Below are 20,974 nucleotides of genomic sequence, written 5' to 3'. Positions count from 1 at the left end.
TAGGTCGTCTATATAGGCTTTGCAGGAGTGAAAAACAGAGGAGCAGACGGACTTCGGAGACGTCAGAAGAGTGTTGCAGTGAAGGCGGACGTAGGGTACGATGAGGGGGATGGAAAAGTTTTCTGAACGTGTGGCATTCGCCTGCGGAGGTGCTGAGAGAGCGGGCTGCTTTCCTGGTGACGGGACAGAGCGGACTTCCCTCCGGAGGACTTCCGAAGAGGTAAAAAAGGAATTGAATTATTATACCCCAGAATGTATAATAATACATAGTTTTCATGTGGAGGGAACGGATATGTCTATAAAAGTAAGAGCGGCCATTATCGGCGCGACAGGATACGGCGGGGCCGAAACGATCCGGCTGCTGCTGGCCCACCCGCACGTGGCCATCACGTCGGTGGTCTCATCTTCAAACGCCGGAGCCTCCATCGCGGAAGGATTTCCGCACCTGAATGGAATCCTGACCGACCGGCTGGATGCAGTCGATGTGGAGTTGCTGAAGGAGAAAGCGGATGTCGTCTTCCTCGCTACGCCGCACGGCATCAGCAGCGAATTGTCGCCGAAGCTTCTGGAAGCGGGATTGAAAGTGGTCGATATCTCGGGCGACTTCCGGCTGAAGAACGGGGCGGATTACGAACAGTGGTACAAACATAAGCCGGCTGATCCGGACTACATAAACAAAGCGGTATACGGACTCTCCGAGGTATTCGGCGAAGAAGTCAAGGGAGCAAACTTCGTATCGAACCCGGGCTGTTATCCGACGGCGACGGCCCTTGGCCTTGCTCCGCTGGCGGCTAACCGGTGGATCGACCCGAAGTCGATTATCGTCGATGCGAAGTCCGGCGTGTCCGGAGCGGGACGCGGGCTCAGCCTGACGGTGCATTACTCGGAGATGAACGAGAATTTCATGGCGTACAAAGTCAACCGGCACCAGCATACGCCGGAGATCGAACAGACGCTGACCCGTCTGGCGGGCGAAGAGGCCGTGATTACGTTCACGACGCATCTCGTGCCGATGACGCGGGGCATCCTCTCGACGATCTATGTTCAATTGAAAGAAAGCCGCAGCGAAGAGGAGATCTTCGCGCTGTTCCGCTCTTATTATGAAGGGCGCCGGTTCGTCCGGATTCTGGAACAGGGCAAATTCCCGGCGACGAAACAGGTGCTTGGCTCCAATTATTGCGATATCGGCTTGTCCCTGGACCCGCGTACGGGCCGGTTGACCGTCATCTCGGTCATCGATAATGTCGTGAAGGGCGCAGCGGGCCAGGCAATACAGAACTTGAACCTCATGATGGGCTGGGACGAGGGAACCGGGCTGGCATTCAGTCCGGTGTATCCTTAAGGCAAGCCTTCCATAACAGGGTAGAACGGGAGAGAGAGCGATGACGGTAGGCAAAGCAGGGTTCGTGGTGGTGCCGGAAGGTTCCGTAACGACGCCGGCAGGATTCCGCGCAGGGGGACTGCACTGCGGACTGAAGAAGACGGAGCGCCACGACTTGGGCGTAATAGTATGCGATGTGCCGGCACAGGCGGCGGGCGTCTATACGCTGAACCAGTTCCAGGCGGCACCTCTCGGCGTGACGCAGGAGAGCATCGGCCAGGACGGCACGCTGCAGGTCATGCTGGTGAACTCGGGCAACGCGAATGCGTGCACGGGCCAGCAGGGCGTGGACGATGCGCGCGCGATGCGGTCGGCCGCTGCCGAGGCGTTCGGCGTAGCGGAACACTTGGTCGGCGTGACATCGACAGGCGTGATCGGGGAACTCCTGCCGATGGGCAAGGTGCTCTCCGGCATCGAACGGCTGCCCGCGGGTGTGAGCGCGGATGGCGGCGACGACTTCTGCCAGGCGATCCTGACCACGGATCTCGTGAAGAAGGAGATCTGCGTATCGCTCTCCGTAGGCGGCAGGACCGTGCACATCGCGGGCGCAGCCAAAGGCTCCGGCATGATTCATCCGAACATGGCTACCATGCTCGGGTTCATGACGACCGATGCGAATATAGCCGCTGCGGACCTGCAGAAGCTGCTCAACGAGGTGACCGATTCCACGTTCAATATGATTACCGTGGACGGCGATACGAGCACGAACGATATGGTCGTTGTCCTGGCCAGCGGGCTCGCGGGCGGCGACGCGCTGACGCCGGAGCATCCGGACTGGGATGCGTTCGCGGCCGGGTTCGCCTTCGTGGGCGAGCATCTCGCCAAAGCGATAGCGCGTGACGGCGAAGGAGCGACGAAGCTCGTCGAGGTGACGATTGCCGGCGCGGCATCGAAAGAAGCGGCACGGGCCATCGCCAAGACCGTCATCGGCTCTTCTCTCGTGAAGACCGCGGTGTACGGCGCGGATGCCAACTGGGGGCGGATTATCGCCGCCGTAGGGCGCGCGGGCCACAAGGTCGAGACCGAGACCGTCGATGTACGCCTCGGCGACATTACGGTGCTGGAGCAGTCCAGGCCGGTGAAGTTCGATGAGGAGCGGGCGGCCGAGTATCTCAAGGGAGACTTCGTTCTGATCCATGTCGATCTGCATATGGGAGAGGTATCGGCTACCGCATGGGGCTGCGACCTGACTTACGATTATGTACGGATCAATGCGGCCTACCGGACATAGCTGCGAAGGTCCATCAGGCCAATAAGGCATTGCCGGCCAGTCCGGTTCCTTCCAGGGTCAATCAGGCTGCGGACGGCAAGGGATATAGAGCAAAAGGGGACACGTGCGGATGAAAGACTGTTTTGTGATGAAATGCGGCGGCAGTACGCTGGCTGCCCTGCCTGATGCTTTCTTTGAAGATCTCCGTATTCTGCAGGAGCAGGGTCTTATTCCGGTGATCGTTCACGGCGGCGGTCCGGCCATCTCGGAGACGCTCGGCAAGCTTGGGATCGAGACCGAGTTCGTGAACGGTCTCCGGCGGACGGACGAGAGGGTGCTCGACGTCGTGGAGATGGTGCTTGCTGGACAGATCAACAAAGAGATCGTCCGCAAGATCCAGCGCTCCGGGGCGAAGGCGCTCGGCCTCTCCGGTGTGGATGGCAGCCTCATTCAGGCACAGCCGGTCCCGAATGCGGACGAAGTGGGCCTCGTCGGTGACGTGACGAATGTGAACGGCGAGCTGGTACGAGGCATCGTGGCCATGGGCTACATGCCGGTCATCGCTCCGGTCGGGATCGGTGCCGACGGCGGCCAGCGGTACAATATCAATGCGGATACGGCGGCCGGAGCGGTCGCTTCGCATATCGGCGTCGAGCGGATGATCGTGGTGACGGACGTGCCCGGCATCCTGAAGACGGTGGACGGGGAGAAGCGAGTGCTTCCGGCGGTCACGGTTCAAGAGATCGACGACATGATCGCGAGTGGCGAGATTTATGGCGGCATGATTCCGAAGGTGCGGGCTGCCGTGCAGTGCATCCAGGGTCAGGTGCGCGAGGTGGTCATCGTGAACGGCTCCGAACCGGCCGTGCTCAGCCGGGTGCTCAAGGAAGGCGGCATCGGAACGCGCATCGTAAGGAACTGATGGGTATTAACCATAACCATATAAAGGAGTGAACGACATGGGAGAGGCTCAAAGCGCATTGTTTCCGAACTACGCACGGTATCCTTTTACGTTTGTGAAGGGGGACGGCAGCAGGCTGTGGGATGAGAACGGCAAGGAATATCTGGATCTGATGTGCGGGATCGCGGTTACGAACCTGGGGCATGCCCCAAAACGTGTGGGCGAACGCCTGAAAGAGCAGATCGATACGCTGTGGCACACAAGCAATCTGTATCGCATTCCGAACCAGGAGAAGCTTGCCGGCCTGCTGGTAGAACACTCCTGCGCAGATGCGGTATTCTTCTCCAACAGCGGGGCCGAAGCGAATGAGGCGGCGATCAAGCTTGCCCGCCGCTACTTCCAGAAGGTGCTGGGGCAGCCGGAGCGCTTCGAGATCATTACTTTCCACATGTCGTTCCATGGCCGCACGCTGGCTACGCTGACCGCAACGGGGCAGGATAAGGTCAAAGAAGGCTTCTCTCCGCTGCCTCAAGGCTTCGTCTACGCACCGTTCAATGATGCGGAAGCCGTGGAGAAACTCATCTCCACCCGGACTTGTGCGATCATGCTGGAGCTGGTACAGGGCGAAGGCGGCGTGAATGCGGCCGAGCCTGCTTTCATCGCCCGGCTCCAGGAGCTCTGCAAGGAGCACGGCCTGCTGCTCATCATCGATGAGATTCAGACGGGGATGGGCCGTACGGGCAAGCTTTTCGCTTATGAACACTACGGCATCGAACCGGATATCTTCACACTGGCCAAAGGGCTCGGCAGCGGGATGCCGATCGGCGCCATGCTCGGCAAGGAAAAGCTCCGCGAAGCGTTCTCCGCCGGGAGCCACGGGTCGACCTTCGGCGGTAATTACCTGTCCACGGCGGCAGGCCTGGCGACCCTGGAGGTTATGCTGGAGGAGAAGCTGCCGGCACGCGCGGCGGAGCTTGGCGCATACGCGCTCGGCGAGCTGAAGAAACAGCTCGAAGGCAATCCGCTGGTGACGGAAGTGCGCGGGCTCGGCCTCCTGCTGGGCATCGGTCTGACCGTGCCGGCCGGAGAGATTATAGGTCCTCTGCTCGAACAAGGGGTTCTCGTCATCTCCGCCGGACCGAATGTGATCCGGCTGGCACCGAGCCTGCTCATCAGCAAAGAAGATCTGGACCGGGGCCTTGCGGCCGTAACGGCCGAAATCGCAAAAAAAGCAGCCGCAGCAGCGGTATAGCATATAAGGCGGTGAGTCCAGAGGGCGCCGGCGGCATGAGACCGCGGCGCCAGCAACGGGCAGCCGTCCAGACAGAGAAGGGAGATGCATCCATGGCGGGAACGATGGAGCAGGATATCGAGATTAGCCTTAAGGGGCGCGATTTCATCGGGTTGGTGGATTATGCGCCGGAGGAGATTCAATATTTGATCGATCTGGCAATCAATCTCAAGAAAAAGAAGCAGGCCGGCGAGGTATTCCAGCCGCTGAAGGGCAAGACGCTCGGCATGATCTTCGAGAAGTCGTCCACACGCACACGCGTCTCGTTCGAGGTGGGCATGTTCCAGCTCGGCGGGCATGCGCTGTTCCTTAGCAAGAACGACCTGCAGCTCGGCCGCGGGGAGACGATCCACGACACGGCACAGACGATGTCCCGGTACCTTGACGGCATTATGATCCGCACCTATGCCCACCGGACGGTCATCGAACTGGCCCGCGGCGCAACGGTGCCGGTCATTAACGGACTGACGGACTTGTCTCATCCGTGTCAGGCTTTGGCGGACTACCAGACGATCCAGGAGAAGAAGGGCCGCCTGCAGGGACTGAAGATGGCTTACATCGGTGACGGCAACAACATGGTGCATTCGCTGATGATGGGCGCCGCAAAGCTCGGTATGAACTTTGCGGTAGCGACACCGCAAGGCTACGAGCCGGACAGCGAAGTGCTGGAGCTCTCCAAAGAAGCCGCCTCGAAGGCCGGCAGCACCATCTGGGTCGGTACGGATCCGGCGGAAGCGATCGCGGATGCGGATGTCGTCTATACGGATGTGTGGGCGAGCATGGGCTTCGAAGCGGAACAGAAAGAGCGGGAGCTTGCGTTCAAGAACTTCCAGGTGAACGAAGCGCTTGTCAAATATGCGAAGAAGGATTACCTGTTCATGCACTGTCTGCCCGCCCACCGCGGAGAAGAAGTGTCGGAAGGGGTCATCGACGGCGGCAACTCGGTCATCTTCGACCAGGCCGAGAACCGTCTTCACGCCCAGAAGGCCGTGATGGCCGCGATCATGTAGAATCATCCGGGACGGCCGCGAGGCTTGGGGAACCGGGACCTTGCCGCATGTGCCGGCAGGGACCCGGAGAGCTGGCGCGGCCCTATACAGCGAACACAAAAGGAGAGCGGGAGAAGCATGGCAAAGCAGAAGATCGTACTCGCCTATTCGGGCGGTTTGGATACATCCATTATTTTGAAGTGGCTCAAAGAAACGTATGATGCGGAGATTATCGCGTTCACGGCGGATATCGGCCAAAAGGAAGAGCTCGACGGACTCGAGGAGAAGGCGCTGAGCACGGGCGCATCCAAAGTCTACATCGACGACCTGCGCGAAGAGTTCGCGAAGGACTTCATCTACCCGATGTTCCAGGCGGGCGCCTTGTACGAAGGGCAGTACCTGCTCGGCACGAGCATTGCCCGCCCCCTGATCGCCAAGCGCATGGTGGAGATCGCCCTCGCCGAAGGCGCCACGGCTATCGCCCACGGCGCTACCGGTAAAGGCAACGACCAAGTGCGCTTCGAGCTCACGGCTGCGGCGCTGACGCCAGACATCGAAGTCATCGCTCCTTGGCGTCTCGAATCGTTCCGCGAGCAGTTCCCGGGACGCGCCGAGATGATCGCTTATGCCGAGAAGCACGGTATTCCGGTCACGGCATCGGCGTCCAAGCCTTACTCCATGGATCGCAACCTGCTCCACATCTCGTATGAGAGCGGCGTCTTGGAAGATCCTTGGTTCGACGCCAGCGCTCCGGAGAATAAAGAGATGTTCCTGCTGAGCGCTGACCCTGAGGATGCGCCGGACCAGGCGGAATATATCGAGCTGGAGTTCGAGCAAGGTGACTGCGTAGCCGTGAACGGCGAGCGCATGATCCCGCTGCATATCATGGAGAAGCTCAATGAGCTCGGCGGCAAGCACGGTGTCGGCCGTGTGGACATGGTCGAGAACCGCTTCGTCGGCATGAAGAGCCGCGGTGTATACGAGACGCCGGGCGGCGCCATTCTGTTCACCGCCCACCGCAAGATCGAATCGCTGACGATGGACCGCGAAGTGATGCATCTGCGCGACTCCCTCATCTCGAAGTACGCGTCGCTGGTCTACAACGGCTTCTGGTTCGCTCCGGAACGTCTGGCAGTCCAGGCTCTGGTTACCGAGAGCCAGAAGAACGTCAGCGGTACGGTGCGCCTCAAGCTGTACAAAGGCAATGTGATCGCGGCCGGCGTGAAGAGCCCGGTATCGCTCTACAACCCGCACATCGCCACGATGGAAGCCGATCCGACCCAAGCTTACGACCAAGGCGATGCCACCGGCTTTATCCGCCTGAATGCGCTGCGTCTTCGCGTAGCGGCGGGCGTGAAGAAGAACGCGGAGCAAGAATAAGTCCGCATGATGCTGTTTCGCTTAGGGTTTCTCCCTCCAAGGCCTCCGGGCTGCTTCGCGGCGGGGAGGGCCCTATGCCTGCGTTTGCGTGAAGTCGCTTGGGTGCGAAGTAAGAGCAATACCATTGAGATGATGGAGCTGGAGAGGGGAGCAACCGAACGTGTCTAAGCTATGGGGTGGACGGTTTACGAAGAAGACGGATCAGCTGGTGGAGGAATACACCGCTTCGATCCTGTTCGATAAGGAACTCGCGGAGGAAGATATTCAGGGCAGTCTTGCCCACGTGACGATGCTCGGCAAATGCGGCATTCTCCCGTTGGATGACGTGGAGAAGATCAAGGACGGGCTGCATAAAGTCCAGAATATGATCCGCCGCGGCGAAATCGAATTCACGGTGAGCGATGAAGATATTCACATGAATATCGAGAAGGCGCTCATCGATGAGGTCGGTCCGGTAGGCGGCAAGCTGCATACGGGCCGCAGCCGCAACGATCAGGTGGCGACCGACATGCACCTTTGGCTCCGCAAGCGGGTGATCGAGTTCGTCGGCCTCCTGAACAAGATCCAGGAAGCGCTGATCGGGCAAGCCAAAGCGAACCTGGATACGATCGTACCTGGGTACACGCATCTTCAGCGGGCGCAGCCAATCCTGTTCGCCCATCACCTGATGGCGTACGTCTCGATGTTCCAGCGCGACATCGAGCGTCTGCAGGACAGCTACAAGCGGATCAACGTGCTGCCGCTGGGCGCAGGCGCGCTGGCAGGCACGACGTTCCCCATCGACCGCCACTTCGTAGCGAAGCAGCTCGGCTTCGACGCTGTCTACGAGAACTCGCTCGACGCGGTGTCGGACCGGGACTTCATTGTGGAGTTCCTGGCCAATGCTTCGCTGATCATGACCCACTTGTCGCGTCTTAGCGAAGAGTTCGTCTTGTGGTCGAGCACCGAATTCCGCTTCATCGAGCTCGACGACGCCTTCTGTACGGGCAGCTCGATTATGCCGCAGAAGAAGAATCCGGATGTGCCGGAGCTCGTACGGGGCAAGACGGGCCGGGTGTACGGCAACTTGTTCGGTCTCTTGACCGTCCTGAAGTCGCTCCCGCTGGCCTACAACAAGGACATGCAGGAAGATAAGGAAGGCATGTTCGATACGGTCCGCACCCTGCAGGGAGCCCTGCAGCTGTACGCGCCGATGATCGCCACCATGAAAGTGAACAAGGACCGGATGCGCCAGGCCGTCAATCAGGACTTCTCCAACGCCACGGATATTGCCGATTATCTGGTGAACAAAGGGATGCCGTTCCGTCAGGCGCATGAAGTCATTGGCAAGACGGTGCTGTACTGCATTCAGAACGGCAAATACCTGCTGGACCTGAAGCTCGAGGAATACCACCAGTTCTCGAAGCTGTTCGACCAGGATATATTCCAGGTGCTCCAGCCGGAGAGCGTCGTGAACGCGCGCAATGTATACGGCGGCACGGCATCCGCACAGGTCAGCGGCGCGATCGAACGGGCTGAGGCGGTACTTGGTTCGTCCACGGCTTGGTTCGATGAGTATTTTGCCAAAAGCCGCTGAGGCAGATTGCCTTGTGCTTGGTAAGGGCTTGTTTGTCTAGGCTTGATCGCATAAGAGCTTGGTGTGCCTGGAGAGGATAAGGCATAGTGTGTCTCCTCCCCTGGCAAAACATAACCCCCGAAGTGCTGGAATCCCTTCCTCCCAAGCGAGGAAGACGGACAGCGCCGAGGGGGTTACTTGGCGTTCGTCGTTCTTATTCACACAGCTGGAAGAGCCGTTACCGCTGTGTTGTGCCATAACAGCCGCTTACCGTGCGGAGTGGTAATTCGGGCCCTTCACGCCATCTTCGATCAGCGGCTCCCGCGGCGAGCTGCCGGGTCTGGGCGTACTGCGGTCCTGGGAAGTCGAAGAGCCGTTACCCGATGCGATCACGGTGGGCTGCGCACTGTACGTATCGCGCGAGATTTTTTCCTGAGACATCACGACGCCGTTCTGCAGCTTCCTGCGGAACGTCTCGACGACATAACCCGGCTTGCCCTTGATCAGCGTTTCCTGCTTGCCTTTGCGCAGCAGCGGATTATGTACATATTTGACGGGGGGCGGGAGCGTCTCGACGGTTTTGGAAACAATATCATACGTCAACTCGGGCGGAGATTGGCCGTACAGCTTCACGGTCATGCTGCGGTCAGTCGCCGACGTGCGGATGAGCAGGTAATGCTCCGTGCTGTTGCGGAACTTGAACCCGATATGACCTGTGGCGAATGTAGCGTCCTGCCCGAGGGGCACGTAGCTCACGGGCAGAGAATGGTTGCGCCGTTCCACGATGGTCAGGCCAGCGCGCAGCACGGCGTTATAGAGCGTGGAGGACACTTGGCAGATCCCCCCGCCTACTCCGGGGACGAGCTTGCCGTTGACGATAACGGGGGCTTCGCGGAATCCGAATCGCTTCTCCGTCTCGGCGATGTAGGGGGCATAGTCGAACACCTCGCCGGGCTTCAGGAGAACGTCGTGGATCGTCGTTGCGGTCGAGCGCACGTTATGGATCCGCCCTTCGCTGCTTCGCGAAGACCCTGTACCCGGCGGGTAGCCCGTCGTGAATTCGCTGAGCTTCCGCGCGATGCCCTGCGCCTGGAGCGACTGCACCGTCACGCCCGGAGCCGCGTTCAGCATCGGTACGTCGAGCTCCAGCGGCTGCGGCGCTGCGGACGCTGCGCCTGCTTCGGGCGAATCCGGCGGCGGGGCGGACAGCGGCGCCCCTGCTACGGAGCCCCAGGGAGGGAGCTTCGCGAGCAGGAGCTCCCGCAGCTTGGCTTCATCGATGAGCGGAGCCCCCCTCTCCGGCACATAGCGGATCGTATCGTCCGCCTCGATGACGCGCTGGGCATCGGCAGCTTTGCGGGCGTAGACTTCCGCGAATGCAGCCGCCAGGGCGGCGTGCAGCTGATCTTCCGGCAGCTGCACGCCGATTGGCCAAGACGCGCCGCGCAGCCTCCAGCGGGCCAGGGCTCGCTCCCAAGGCGACCCCTGCCGCAGCGGCTGAAGACGCGCCTGGAGCTCCGCGTGGTCGAGCTGGAGGCCCAGCTGTCCCAGCGTCACGCTCTTGGTGAGGCGGGCTTCGCCTTCCTTCACCGCCAGCCGCACCGGCAGGGACAGCACCGCCGCTTCCTTGGCGGCCAGCTGCTCCTCCAGCTCTGCCGGCGTCAGCCCGCCGATCGCCCAGTCGCCGACCCGCGCTTCTTCAGGCAGACGGGGGTGCAGACCGTAGGCTGCGGTACCGAGCGAGGAGGCGAGAAGCAGGAGGAGCCCGGCGGCTATCCCGTATTTCAGTCCCTTGCTCGTAGTGATGGATGTCATAGGGCCTTCTCCTTCATTTGCGGTAAAATCGGATGGGGTCCGTACAAGCGCGGCACACTCATACTTATGCGGACACGCTCTAAAACTTGCTTGAGAAAACTTGCTTCTTATTTCGTCTACAATAAACGGCGTCGGCTCCTCGAGTCGGCCTTGTAGCGAAAGCTGACGGCGAATGCCGGCAGGAGAAGGGGGAACCGCGCGGTTCCTCCTGAGACCATGTGTAGAAATTCCTTGCACCTAAAGGAATTTAGAACTTTATGTCGAAATTATAAAAGCTGGCACCGTTCTGGCTTATTTTGGTTTTCGGACGGTTAGGCGTTTTTGTCGTGAACCAGCGGCAGGACAGGCCCAGAATTGAAGACCCGGCATAATGGGATTCTTCCCAGCGTACGCTCCGCGGTTGTGTCTCCGCAGACCGGCGCGCTGCACCTATAGAGCACCACCAAACTCGCATAGCTCAGGATGTGATACTGTGATCGAAATGCACGACGTGTGGAAAACGTACCCAAACGGCGGTCATGCCCTCAACGGCATCAGCGTGAAAGTGGACCAGAGCGAATTCGTCTACGTCGTGGGTCCGTCCGGGGCCGGGAAATCGACTTTCATGAAATTGATCTATAGAGAAGAACGTCCGACCAAGGGCACCATCTTCGTCAACGGGTTCAATCTGGAGAAATTGAAACAACGCAAAATTCCCTTCGTCCGCCGCAATATCGGGGTCATCTTCCAGGACTTCCGCCTGCTGCCGAAACTGACGGTATTCGAGAACGTGGCTTTCGCGATGGAAGTTATCGAGGCGCCGAAGAAAATCATCAAGAAGCGGACGCTCGAAGTGCTGGACCTGGTCAATCTCAAAGATAAGATCGGCTCGCTGCCGACCCAGCTCTCCGGCGGGGAGCAGCAGCGCGTGGCGATCGCGCGGGCGATCGTCAACAATCCCTCGGTCATTATTGCCGATGAGCCTACGGGCAACCTTGATCCCGAGACTTCTTGGGGGATCATGAAGCTTATGGAGGAGATCAACTTCCGGGGGACGACGATCGTCATGGCTACGCACAACCGGGAGATCGTGAACTCGATGCGCAAGCGCGTGCTGGCTATCGAGGGAGGCCGGATCGTGCGCGACCAGGTGAGAGGAGATTACGGCTATGAGGATTAGCACGGCAGCCAGACATCTTCGGGAAGGCACCAAGAACGTTGCGCGCAACGGCTGGATGTCGTTTGCCTCCATATCCTCCATTGCCATCTCGCTGCTCATTCTCGGCGTGTTCCTGCTGCTGACGCTCAATGTGAATTACTTGGCCCAGCAGATCGAACGGCAGGTAGAGATCCGGGTGTACCTCGAGGTGAATACGAAGCAGGAGACCATCGACCAGCTCTCGGAGAAGATCAAGGCGATTCCGCAGGTGAAGCAGGTGACGTTCGTCTCCAAAGAAGAGGGTCTGAAGTTCTTGCGGGAACGGCTCGGTGAGAGCGGCAGCCAGCTGCTCGAAGGGCTGGAAGGCGAAGATGAGAATCCGCTCAACGACTCGTTCACGGTGGAAGTGACGGAGCCGCGGGAAGTCGCCGCGGTGGCCGGGGCCATCGAGAAGCTCAATAACCCGGAGGAACCAGTGAAGACCATCGACCGGGTGAGCTATGGCAAGGGAACGGTCGAGACGATGTTCAAGGTCACCTCGGTCGTGCGCAACATCGGTCTCGTGATCGTAGCGGGGTTGGCGTTGACGGCGATGTTCCTGATCGCCAATACGATTAAGCTCACGATCATTGCGCGGAGGCGCGAGATCTCGATCATGAAGCTGGTCGGCGCGACGAATGCGTTCATCCGCTGGCCCTTCTTCATCGAAGGTGCACTCCTTGGCCTGATCGGATCGGTGATTCCGGTCGCTGTGCTGCTGTATGGGTATTGGCAGTTGATGCGCTGGGTGCAGCTGGACCTGAACCTGATACTGATCCAGCTCTTGCCTTTTGAACAAGTCGGGCTGAAGACCGGCGCGCTGCTGCTTGGCATCGGCGTGATTATCGGCGTGTGGGGAAGCACGATTTCGGTCCGCAAGTTTATGCGTGTCTGACCTGCCCCAGGCTGGTCGTCCTGCAAGATAAAGAATGGAAACAGGGGAGGAACTTGTGTTGTCGAACAAGTCTTATGTGCCATTGGCCATCGCAGCCGGACTCGTCGGAACGCTGATTGTGCCGCAGTCCGGATTCGCAGCATCGGAAACCCAGCGTATCCAAAACGAGCTCAACCAGATTAGACAGCAGAAGAACGTATACCAGAAGAAGCAGGCGGAGACGGACAAGCAGATTGTTCAGGTGCAGTCGGAGAAAGCCAAGACCGAGAATGACCTGGATTCGCTGATGGGCCAAATTGATTCGACTAACACGAAGCTGAACCAATTGAATAACCAGATTTATACCGTGAAGACCTCTCTGGAACAAAATGCGATCGAGCTCGATGAAGCGCAAGTGCGTATTGATACGCGCGACCAGCTGCTGAAGTCGAGACTGCGGCTGATGTATATGAACGGCGCGGTTTCGTACGCGGATGTGCTGCTGAGCTCGACGAGCTTCAGCGATTTCCTGGACAGGCTGCAGGCGCTGCAGTCCATCGTTTCGCAGGATAAGGATATTCTCGAAGCGAACAAGCGGGATCACAAGGTGATCGTGGACAAGCGGGTCGTGATTGAAGGGAAGCTGGCCGAGGTAAAAACGTTATACGGGCAAGTGTCGGAGATGAAAGCCGATCTCGTCGAGAAAGAGAAAGAGAAAGAAGTGCGTATCGCCAGCCTGAATGAGCAGGCCGAAGCGCTTGAGCATATCAGCGAAGAGGCGGAGCAGCAGGTCATAGCCGCGGCAGCTGCGGAATCGAAGAAGCAGCAGGCTCTCTACCAAGAGCAGCAGAGAGTGGCGAAGGAAGCGGAGGCCGCGAGGAAGAAGAACGGCAATACCAAGGGCGGCGTTATCTCCGCTCCGCAGGCGTACACTTATGCGGGGGGCAAGTTCGGATACCCGCTGCGAGGCTATGTCAATAAGTCGTCCGACTTCGGGTCCAGGCAAGACCCGATTACGGGACGTACGGCTTCCCACAGCGGCGTAGACCTTCCGTCACCGAACGGGACGGATATACTGGCCGCGGAAGATGGCGTGGTCATCATGGCGCAGTCTTACAGCGGTTACGGCAACACTGTGATTATCGATCACGGTAACGGAGTGTGGACCTTGTATGGACATATCCGTAACGGAGGCATTGCGGTAGATCTGGGCGAGACGGTGAAGAAGGGCCAGAAGATCGCTGAAGTGGGCTCGACGGGCCGGTCGACAGGCAACCATCTCCATTTTGAAGTCCGTATTAATGAACGTACGGTAGATCCGAAACCGTATATCGGCCAAAAATAAGCGCAGCCTTCATAAATAGGAAGGGCTTGTCATACACTACAAAAGACAAGGGCGCAAGGCAAGTTCGTGGGAAAGCAAAGGCGGTGTGGAGAGGGAAATGACGTTCAAGGGACGTACGGTTATCGCATTCGTGCTGCTTGGGATGTTCGCCAGCAGCATCATGACGCTGACGATTGTGAATCCGTCCATCTTTGCGGCGGTCGGCAAGGAAGGGGCCGCCGGGGCGGATGTCAAATCGGGGCTGACGACGAAGGATTATAACAAGATTGCTACGACGTATGGGCTCATCGAGAACAAGTTCCTCTCGGACGTGGAGCGCGAGAAGGTCGTCAACGGGGCTATCAACGGCATGCTGGCCACCCTGGACGATCCCTTCACGGTCTATATGGACCAGAAGGAAGCCCAGCAGTTCGAAGAGAACATCTCCTCCTCGTTCCAAGGAATCGGGGCCGAGGTGACGTCGGAAGACGGCAAGATTACGATCGTGGCGCCGATCAAAGGCTCGCCGGCCGAGAAGGCGGGTCTGCATGCCCATGACGTGATTCTGTCCGTGAACGGAGAATCATTGGAAGGCCAGACCTTGAACCAGGCGATCATGAAGATCCGCGGGCCGAAGGGAACGCAGGCCAAGATCGAAATCTCCCGTTCCGGTTCGCCGGAGCCGATCCAGATCATCGTCGTCCGCGACGATATCGATGTGGAGACGGTCTATGGCGAGATGCTAGAAGGGAAGATCGGCAAGATCGAGATCCGGCAGTTCGCGAGCAATACGGCGAAGCGCTTCAAGGAAGAGCTCAAGCTTCTGGAGGATCAAGGGATGAAGGGCCTCATCATCGATGTGCGCAACGATCCCGGCGGTCTGCTGACGGCGGTCGTCGATATCGTCGAGCCGTTCGTGCCGAAGGATAAGGCGATTGTCCAGATCGAGAATCGCAAGGGCGAGAAGGAAGTCACGCCGTCCAAGGGCAGCGGCAAGCCTTACCCGGTCTCCGTGCTCATCAACAAAGGCAGCGCGAGCGCTTCCGAGATTCTGGCCGGCGCGCTGCATGACTCCGTAGGGAGCAAGCTTATCGGGGAAACGACCTTCGGCAAAGGCACCGTACAGGTCACCTTCGAAGATGAGATGGGTGACGGCAGCAACATCAAGATGACGGTGTACAAGTGGCTCACGCCGAACGGCACCTGGATTCATAAGAAAGGGATCGCACCGGATCTCGCCGTCGACCAGCCGGCCTACTTCAAGGTAGCGCCGCTCTCCAAGAAGGAGACGCTGAAGCCGGATACGAACAGCGAGGACGTCAAGAACCTGCAGATCATGCTGGGGGGCTTGGCCTTGAATCCGGACCGCACGGACGGCTACTACAGCCAGCAGACCGCTACCGCGGTCAAGGCTTTCCAACGGCTGAACAACCTGCCGGTGACCGGGGAAGTCGACACGGAGACGGCGAACAAGCTGGAGAAGGCGATTCTGGCTGCGATTCGCGAACCGAAGAACGACCTGCAGCTCAAGGCGGCATTGCAGCAGCTGCAGCAATCGGCTCAGCAGTAACCTGCGATTCAAACCATACGCCAGACGCGCGCTCCGTTTCCTGCGATTTTGTCCCAAAGCAGGAAATGGGTGCCCCGCGTCGAACTCATGTAAGAAGGCAGTTCCCGGGTTGCGGGGGAACTGACCTTCTTCTTCTTTATGTACGGATACGCTGTCATCTTGTGAAGCCTGTACATTTTCATGCTTTATCTACTTCACGTAAGGGAGAAAGCCATGGGGGTTGTAATCGAATGGGGATACCGGGGGCTGAAGGCCCTGACGGAGCTGTTTCTTCATCCTTTTTACTATGTAGGTATTTTGTTTATTATCCTTCAATACCGCCGGCAGATCCTGCTCGAACGCAAGCTGTTCTCGACCAAGCTGCATTCGCTGATCTCCGAGACCTGGCGTACCGTGCTCTGGGGATGGATCGGGGGGCTCGCGGCGTCGGCCGTGATGGCCGGGATTGGTGCGGTGATCCGGCCGGAGGCAGCCGTGCTGCTCTGGATCGTATCGCTGCTGCTCATCTGGGTGCGTGTGCGCTTCTTATGCTGGGCCTATGCTGTAGGCGTGCTGGGCATGCTGCAGGCCGTGCTGACCAGCTTCCCGGCCCTGCAGCAGGCGGTGCCTTGGAAGTGGGCTGTCGATTCGCTGCTGGCGCTGCATCTGCCTTCGTTGTTCGCTCTGGTGGCGGTGCTTCATCTGGTGGAAGCACTGCTGGTCCGCCGGCAGGGCACCCGCTTTGGCACGCCGGTCTTCGTGGAGAGCAAGCGGGGCAAGATCGTTGGCGGCTACCAGCTGCAGGGCTTCTGGCCGGTAGCGCTGTTCTTGATCGTCCCCGTGCAGGGCGGATCGCCGCTGCCCTGGACGCCGCTGCTCGGCGGCGACCTGTGGGCGGGCGGCTGGACGATCCTTGCCTTCCCGGTCATGATCGGGTTCGCCGACATGACGATGTCCCGGCTGCCGCGCGAGAAGGTACAGCTGAGCTCAAGCCTGCTCGTGCTGTATGCGGCGGTGCTTCTGCTGCTTACGGCACTGTCGGCCTGGTGGACGCCATCGCTGTTCGCCGTGTCTCTGCTCTGCATCGGACTGCATGAAGCCCTCGTCTTCTACAGCCGCTGGGACGAGTCGAACCGGAGTCCAGTGTTCGTACACGGCAGCAAGGGCCTCAAGATTCTGGGCATCCTGCCGGGCAGCCCGGCCGCCGCACTGGGACTTCAAGTAGGCGAATCCTTGTACAAGGTGAACGGGGTCGCCGTCCGCTCCGTAGAGGAGCTGCACGGCGCGCTGGCGCAGAACGCCGCTTTCTGCCGCCTGGAGATTCTCAATCTGGCGGGCGAGAGCAAATTCGTGAAGCGGGCGATGTTCTCGGGCGACCACCATCTGCTCGGCCTGATTCTTGCGCCGGATGCGAACGTGCGGCACTATGTGAAGGAACGGCAGCTGCCGTTCTGGGCTTACTTGAGCCGCAAAGTCAGCGGACTGTTCGATAACCGCCCGCGTCCGAAGTCCATGTAGCCCCGCGGACAGCCGTATTTGTCCCTCCATCGCGTCCAGACAACAAAAGCCGCCTGTGCTGCATGCACAAGCGGCTTTTTGGAGATAATGGCATCCAAGAATAGGAAGCTACCGGACGGGTTCTTCCCGAAGCACAACGATCTCCACACGGCGGTTCTTGGCCCGATTCTCCGCTGTGGTATTTTCGGCCACCGGCCGGGTATGGGCATAGGAAGCCGATACGAACTTCTCGGGATCGAGCTGCGTATCGTAGAGGAAGTACCGCAGTACCGAAAGCGAGCGGGCTCCCGACAGCCCCCAGTTATCGACATAGACCGAACCGGTGGCGAGCGGCAGGTTATCGGTATGCCCTTCGATGCTGATGGTCGCGTCGAGCTGGCTGAAGAGGCTGGACAGTTTTTCGAGCACGGGTTTGGCCTCCGGCTTCAGATCCGCTTTGCCGAGATCGAAGAGGAAGAGGTCGTTCAGCGTGAACGTGACGCCCCGGGACGTATTGGCCGTGGTCATTTGTGCCTGCAGGTTGTTCGCCTCGATATAGGACTGCATCTGGTCGACCATCTGCTTGAACTGCAGATCCCGGCGCAGCTGCCCCTCCCGCTCGAGCTGTGTCCTGGCATCATCCCGGCCACCAATGGAAGGATTGCTGCCGACAATGCCGCTGCCTCCTTCGAGGACCGAGTCCGAGCGTTTGAATTCGGACCTCAGGGCATCCGAGAGGTCATCGTACTTGTCGAGATCGACCTTGCTCATCGAGTACATCACGACAAAGAAGATCAGTAGAAGCGTGATCAGATCGGCGTACGTAATGAGCCAGCGGTCGTGGCTGCCCGGAGGCGTCTCCTGCTTACGCCGGCGTGCCATCGGCATCCTCCTCCTCTGCTGCGGGCCCTGGTTGATCCTTCAGCAGGAACGTGAGCATTTTTTTCTTGATGAGATACGGATTCTCCCCGGCCTGCAGGGCGAGGATGCCTTCGAGCTGAAGCTCTTTCTCGGCGATGACCTCCTGCCCTCTTACTTTAATCTTGGTCGCCAGCGGCAAATAAATAAGATTCGCCGTCGAGACCCCGTACAAGGTCGCCGTAAAAGCTACCGCAATCGCAGGCCCGAGCATGCCGGGGTCGGTCAGGTTGCCGAGAACGTGAATGAGGCCCATTACCGTACCGATGATGCCCATGGTGGGCGCAAAGCCGCCGGCCGATTCGAAGAGGCGCGCCCGGTTGTCGTACTGCTGCTCGATCGCGTCCATCTCCAGCTCAAGGATCTGTTTGGTCAGGGCCGGGTCGGTTCCGTCCACCACCATGGTCAAGCCTTCGCGCAGGAATGGATCGGGATGCTGCTGTGCCCGCGCTTCCAGGGAGAGCACGCCTTCGCGGCGTGCCAGGGCCGCCATTTCCATCATTTCGTCGATGTGACGGCGGGGGTCCTGCAGGGAGCTCCGGAAGGCTGTCCGCAGGGCGCCGCCAATGCCCTTCAGATGGGACCAGGGGAACGATACGGCGACGGCTCCCAGCGTGCCGCCGATGACGATGAGAAGCGCACTCGGCACAAAAAGGGACGAAAGCTGCCCTCCATCCCACACATAACCTCCGACCAAGGCGGCCAGTCCGGCCACGATGCCAATTATTGTCGTCAAGTCCACGCTTAATCACCTCTGCCTATGCATTTACTATGATCCAGCGCCGGGGCGGCGCTTTGATTATCCTGATATTCGGGTACCGCTCTCTGCCTGACTAAGAAGCATATGCAAGGTAGTTTGTGCCTGAGTGCCCGCTCCCATCCTTCCAGCCCTGCGAAATCTGGGTAAGTAACTGGACGGGGGAGGTTTGCATGGGGGGCGGAAAACAAGTATAATGGATGGGAACAAATATTCCTATCACAGGAATCGACCGGACCGCTTCCAAGCCGCATTCCGTTAAGGTATACTTCAACTAAAGTATGTTATCGGAAACGCCGCGAGGAAACTTTAGTAAAACCTTCCACTCCTTATAATGAACGGGTGATGAGATGAGCATGCATAATGAAGTCGTTGTCAGCGACAAAAAATTTCAGCTTGTATCCGATTTTACTCCCCAAGGGGACCAGCCGGCGGCGATCGAGAAGCTAGTGCAGAGCATCGAGTCCGGCCAGCGGTTCCAGACGCTGCTCGGCGCGACAGGTACGGGGAAGACGTTCACCGCAGCCCATGTGATTGCGAGGCTGAACCGGCCTACGCTGCTTATGGCGCACAACAAGACGCTGGCCGCGCAGCTGTGCAGCGAGCTCAAGGAATTCTTCCCGAACAACGCAGTCGAGTACTTCGTCAGCTACTACGATTACTACCAGCCGGAGGCGTATATTCCGTCGTCCGATACCTTCATAGAGAAAGACTCTTCCATCAACGACGAGATCGACAAGCTGCGTCACTCGGCGACCAGCTCGCTCTTCGAGCGGCGCGACGTCATCATCGTCGCGAGCGTATCGTGCATCTACGGCCTCGGTTCGCCGATGGAGTACCGGAACATGGTGATGTCGCTGCGGGTGGGCATGGAGCGATCGCGCAACGATATCCTGCACCGGCTCATCGACATCCAATACCAGCGCAACGACATGAACTTCGTTCGCGGCACGTTCCGCGTGCGGGGGGATGTCGTGGAGATCTTCCCGGCTTCGCACGGAGAGCATGCCGTCCGGGTCGAGCTCTTCGGAGACGAGATCGAACGGATTACGGAGATCGACGTCCTGACCGGCGAAATTCTGAGCGAGCGCGACCATATCGCGATCTTCCCGGCGTCTCACTTCGTCACCGGGGAAGAGACGATGAAGCGGGCCCTTGTGAACATTGAGCGGGAGCTGGAAGAGCGCCTCGAGGAACTGCGCGGACAGGGCAAGCTGCTCGAAGCGCAGCGGCTCGAGCAGCGGACGCGCTACGATATTGAGATGATGCAGGAGATGGGCTTCTGCTCCGGCATTGAGAACTACTCGGGGCCGCTGACATTCCGGGAGCGGGGGGCGACGCCTTACACGCTGCTCGATTACTTCCCGGATGACTTCCTCGTGATGATCGACGAGTCCCATGTGAGCCTTCCGCAGGTCCGTGCCATGTACAACGGGGACCGGGCGCGCAAGGAAGTGCTCGTGGATCACGGCTTCCGCCTGCCTTCGGCCATGGATAACCGGCCGCTGCGGTTCGAGGAATTCGAGAAGAAGGTCGGCCAGCAGCTCTATATCTCCGCTACGCCGGGCCCTTATGAGCTCGAGAAGTGCCCGGAGATGGTGCAGCAGATCATCCGGCCGACCGGGCTGCTCGACCCTATTATCGAGGTTCGTCCGACGAAGGGGCAGATCGACGACCTCATCGGCGAGATCAACGACCGTATCCAGAAAGACGAGCGCGTGCTCGTAACGACCCTGACGAAGAAGATGGCCGAGGATCTGACCGATTATCTGAAGGAGATCGGCATCCGGGTGCGCTACCTGCACTCGGATATCAAGACGCTGGAGCGGATGCAGATTCTGCGGGACCTGCGCCTCGGGGTGTTCCACGTGCTCGTCGGCATCAACCTCCTGCGGGAGGGCCTTGACTTGCCGGAGGTTTCACTTGTCGCGATCCTTGATGCCGACAAAGAAGGCTTCCTCCGTGCGGAACGGTCGCTGATCCAGACGATCGGCCGGGCGGCGCGGAACTCGGAAGGACGCGTGATCATGTACGGTGATAAGATCACCGATTCCATGGATAAGGCGATCAAGGAGACGGAGCGCCGGCGTTCCATCCAGATCGCATACAACGAACAACACGGCATTACGCCGCAGACCATACAGAAGAAAGTGCGCGATGTGATCGAAGCGACGAAGGTAGCGGAGCAGAAGACCGAATACCTGGCGGACGTGAAGACCAAGATGTCGAAGAAAGACCGGATGAGCCTCATCGAGCGGATGGAGCAGGAAATGAAGGAAGCAGCGAAGAACCTGCAGTTCGAGCGTGCCGCGGAGCTTCGCGATGCGGTCCTGGAGCTGAAGGCGGAGCTGTAACG

At 59.2% G+C, this 20,974-nt stretch carries 16 protein-coding genes; 13 read left to right on the top strand and 3 right to left on the bottom strand.

Annotation, left to right across the window (positions count from 1 at the left end; genetic code table 11):
- The first annotated feature begins 292 nt into the window (after positions 1-292).
- The 7 genes from argC (at position 293) to argH (ending at position 8,728) form a co-directional block, all read left to right on the top strand.
- Positions 293-1,342 carry an N-acetyl-gamma-glutamyl-phosphate reductase gene (gene argC, locus O9H32_RS29620; RefSeq protein WP_269869714.1) on the top strand — a complete coding sequence of 350 codons (1,050 nt, stop codon included), beginning with the start codon at positions 293-295 and terminating at the stop codon, positions 1,340-1,342.
- Between the two features lie 40 nt (positions 1,343-1,382).
- Complete coding sequence (argJ, locus tag O9H32_RS29615) at positions 1,383-2,612, top strand: bifunctional glutamate N-acetyltransferase/amino-acid acetyltransferase ArgJ (RefSeq protein WP_269869713.1); 1,230 nt, start codon at positions 1,383-1,385, stop codon at positions 2,610-2,612.
- Between the two features lie 109 nt (positions 2,613-2,721).
- Complete coding sequence (gene argB, locus O9H32_RS29610) at positions 2,722-3,513, top strand: acetylglutamate kinase (protein WP_269869712.1); 792 nt, start codon at positions 2,722-2,724, stop codon at positions 3,511-3,513.
- A gap of 37 nt (positions 3,514-3,550) precedes the next feature.
- On the top strand, positions 3,551-4,744 hold the full coding sequence (locus tag O9H32_RS29605; protein ID WP_269869711.1) for an aspartate aminotransferase family protein: 1,194 nt from the start codon (positions 3,551-3,553) through the stop codon (positions 4,742-4,744).
- A gap of 92 nt (positions 4,745-4,836) precedes the next feature.
- Positions 4,837-5,793 carry an ornithine carbamoyltransferase gene (argF, locus tag O9H32_RS29600; protein WP_269869710.1) on the top strand — a complete coding sequence of 319 codons (957 nt, stop codon included), beginning with the start codon at positions 4,837-4,839 and terminating at the stop codon, positions 5,791-5,793.
- A 117-nt stretch (positions 5,794-5,910) separates the two neighbouring features.
- A complete protein-coding gene (locus O9H32_RS29595) occupies positions 5,911-7,152 on the top strand; it encodes an argininosuccinate synthase (RefSeq protein ID WP_269869709.1) in 1,242 nt (413 codons plus the stop codon).
- A 160-nt stretch (positions 7,153-7,312) separates the two neighbouring features.
- The gene (gene argH, locus O9H32_RS29590; RefSeq protein ID WP_269869708.1) at positions 7,313-8,728 is read left to right on the top strand and encodes an argininosuccinate lyase; all 1,416 of its coding nucleotides are present in this window, start codon (positions 7,313-7,315) and stop codon (positions 8,726-8,728) included.
- Positions 8,729-8,974: 246 nt separating this feature from the next.
- On the opposite strand, the gene O9H32_RS29585 is transcribed toward argH, so the two are convergent.
- Positions 8,975-10,522, bottom strand: coding sequence for a VanW family protein (locus tag O9H32_RS29585; RefSeq protein ID WP_269869707.1), 1,548 nt, complete (start codon positions 10,520-10,522; stop codon positions 8,975-8,977).
- Between the two features lie 472 nt (positions 10,523-10,994).
- Here O9H32_RS29585 and ftsE point away from each other — a divergent pair, with 472 nt between their 5' ends.
- From ftsE to O9H32_RS29560, 5 genes are all read left to right on the top strand, one after another.
- A complete protein-coding gene (gene ftsE / locus O9H32_RS29580) occupies positions 10,995-11,681 on the top strand; it encodes a cell division ATP-binding protein FtsE (RefSeq protein ID WP_269869706.1) in 687 nt (228 codons plus the stop codon).
- Positions 11,671-12,594 carry a permease-like cell division protein FtsX gene (ftsX, locus tag O9H32_RS29575; protein ID WP_269869705.1) on the top strand — a complete coding sequence of 308 codons (924 nt, stop codon included), beginning with the start codon at positions 11,671-11,673 and terminating at the stop codon, positions 12,592-12,594. The genes ftsE and ftsX overlap by 11 nt, the downstream gene beginning before the upstream one ends.
- Positions 12,595-12,652: 58 nt before the next feature.
- Positions 12,653-13,918, top strand: coding sequence for a murein hydrolase activator EnvC family protein (locus O9H32_RS29570; RefSeq protein ID WP_269869704.1), 1,266 nt, complete (start codon positions 12,653-12,655; stop codon positions 13,916-13,918).
- A gap of 97 nt (positions 13,919-14,015) precedes the next feature.
- Positions 14,016-15,467: a S41 family peptidase gene (locus O9H32_RS29565; protein ID WP_269869729.1), complete on the top strand. Its 1,452-nt coding sequence runs from the start codon at positions 14,016-14,018 to the stop codon at positions 15,465-15,467.
- Positions 15,468-15,680: 213 nt separating this feature from the next.
- Positions 15,681-16,964, top strand: a complete 1,284-nt coding sequence (locus O9H32_RS29560) for a PDZ domain-containing protein (RefSeq protein WP_269869703.1) — start codon at positions 15,681-15,683, stop codon at positions 16,962-16,964.
- 108 nt (positions 16,965-17,072) lie between these two features.
- On the opposite strand, the gene O9H32_RS29555 is transcribed toward O9H32_RS29560, so the two are convergent.
- Both O9H32_RS29555 and O9H32_RS29550 read right to left on the bottom strand, forming a co-directional pair.
- Entirely contained in the window at positions 17,073-17,825 is a 753-nt protein-coding gene (locus tag O9H32_RS29555) for a flagellar motor protein MotB (protein WP_269869702.1), read from the bottom strand.
- Positions 17,809-18,603, bottom strand: coding sequence for a flagellar motor protein (locus O9H32_RS29550; protein ID WP_269869701.1), 795 nt, complete (start codon positions 18,601-18,603; stop codon positions 17,809-17,811). The genes O9H32_RS29555 and O9H32_RS29550 overlap by 17 nt, the downstream gene beginning before the upstream one ends.
- A 371-nt stretch (positions 18,604-18,974) precedes the next feature.
- On the opposite strand from O9H32_RS29550, the gene uvrB reads away from it, so the two are divergent.
- A complete protein-coding gene (gene uvrB, locus O9H32_RS29545) occupies positions 18,975-20,972 on the top strand; it encodes an excinuclease ABC subunit UvrB (protein ID WP_269869728.1) in 1,998 nt (665 codons plus the stop codon).
- Positions 20,973-20,974: the final 2 nt, after the last annotated feature.

Origin of the sequence: Paenibacillus caseinilyticus, from assembly GCF_027533645.1 — a bacterium.
In the GTDB taxonomy this organism is placed as follows: Bacteria; Bacillota; Bacilli; order Paenibacillales; family NBRC-103111; genus Paenibacillus_G; species Paenibacillus_G caseinilyticus.
Note: the sequence above shows the minus strand (reverse complement) of the source record. Positions and strands in the feature narration are given on the sequence as shown.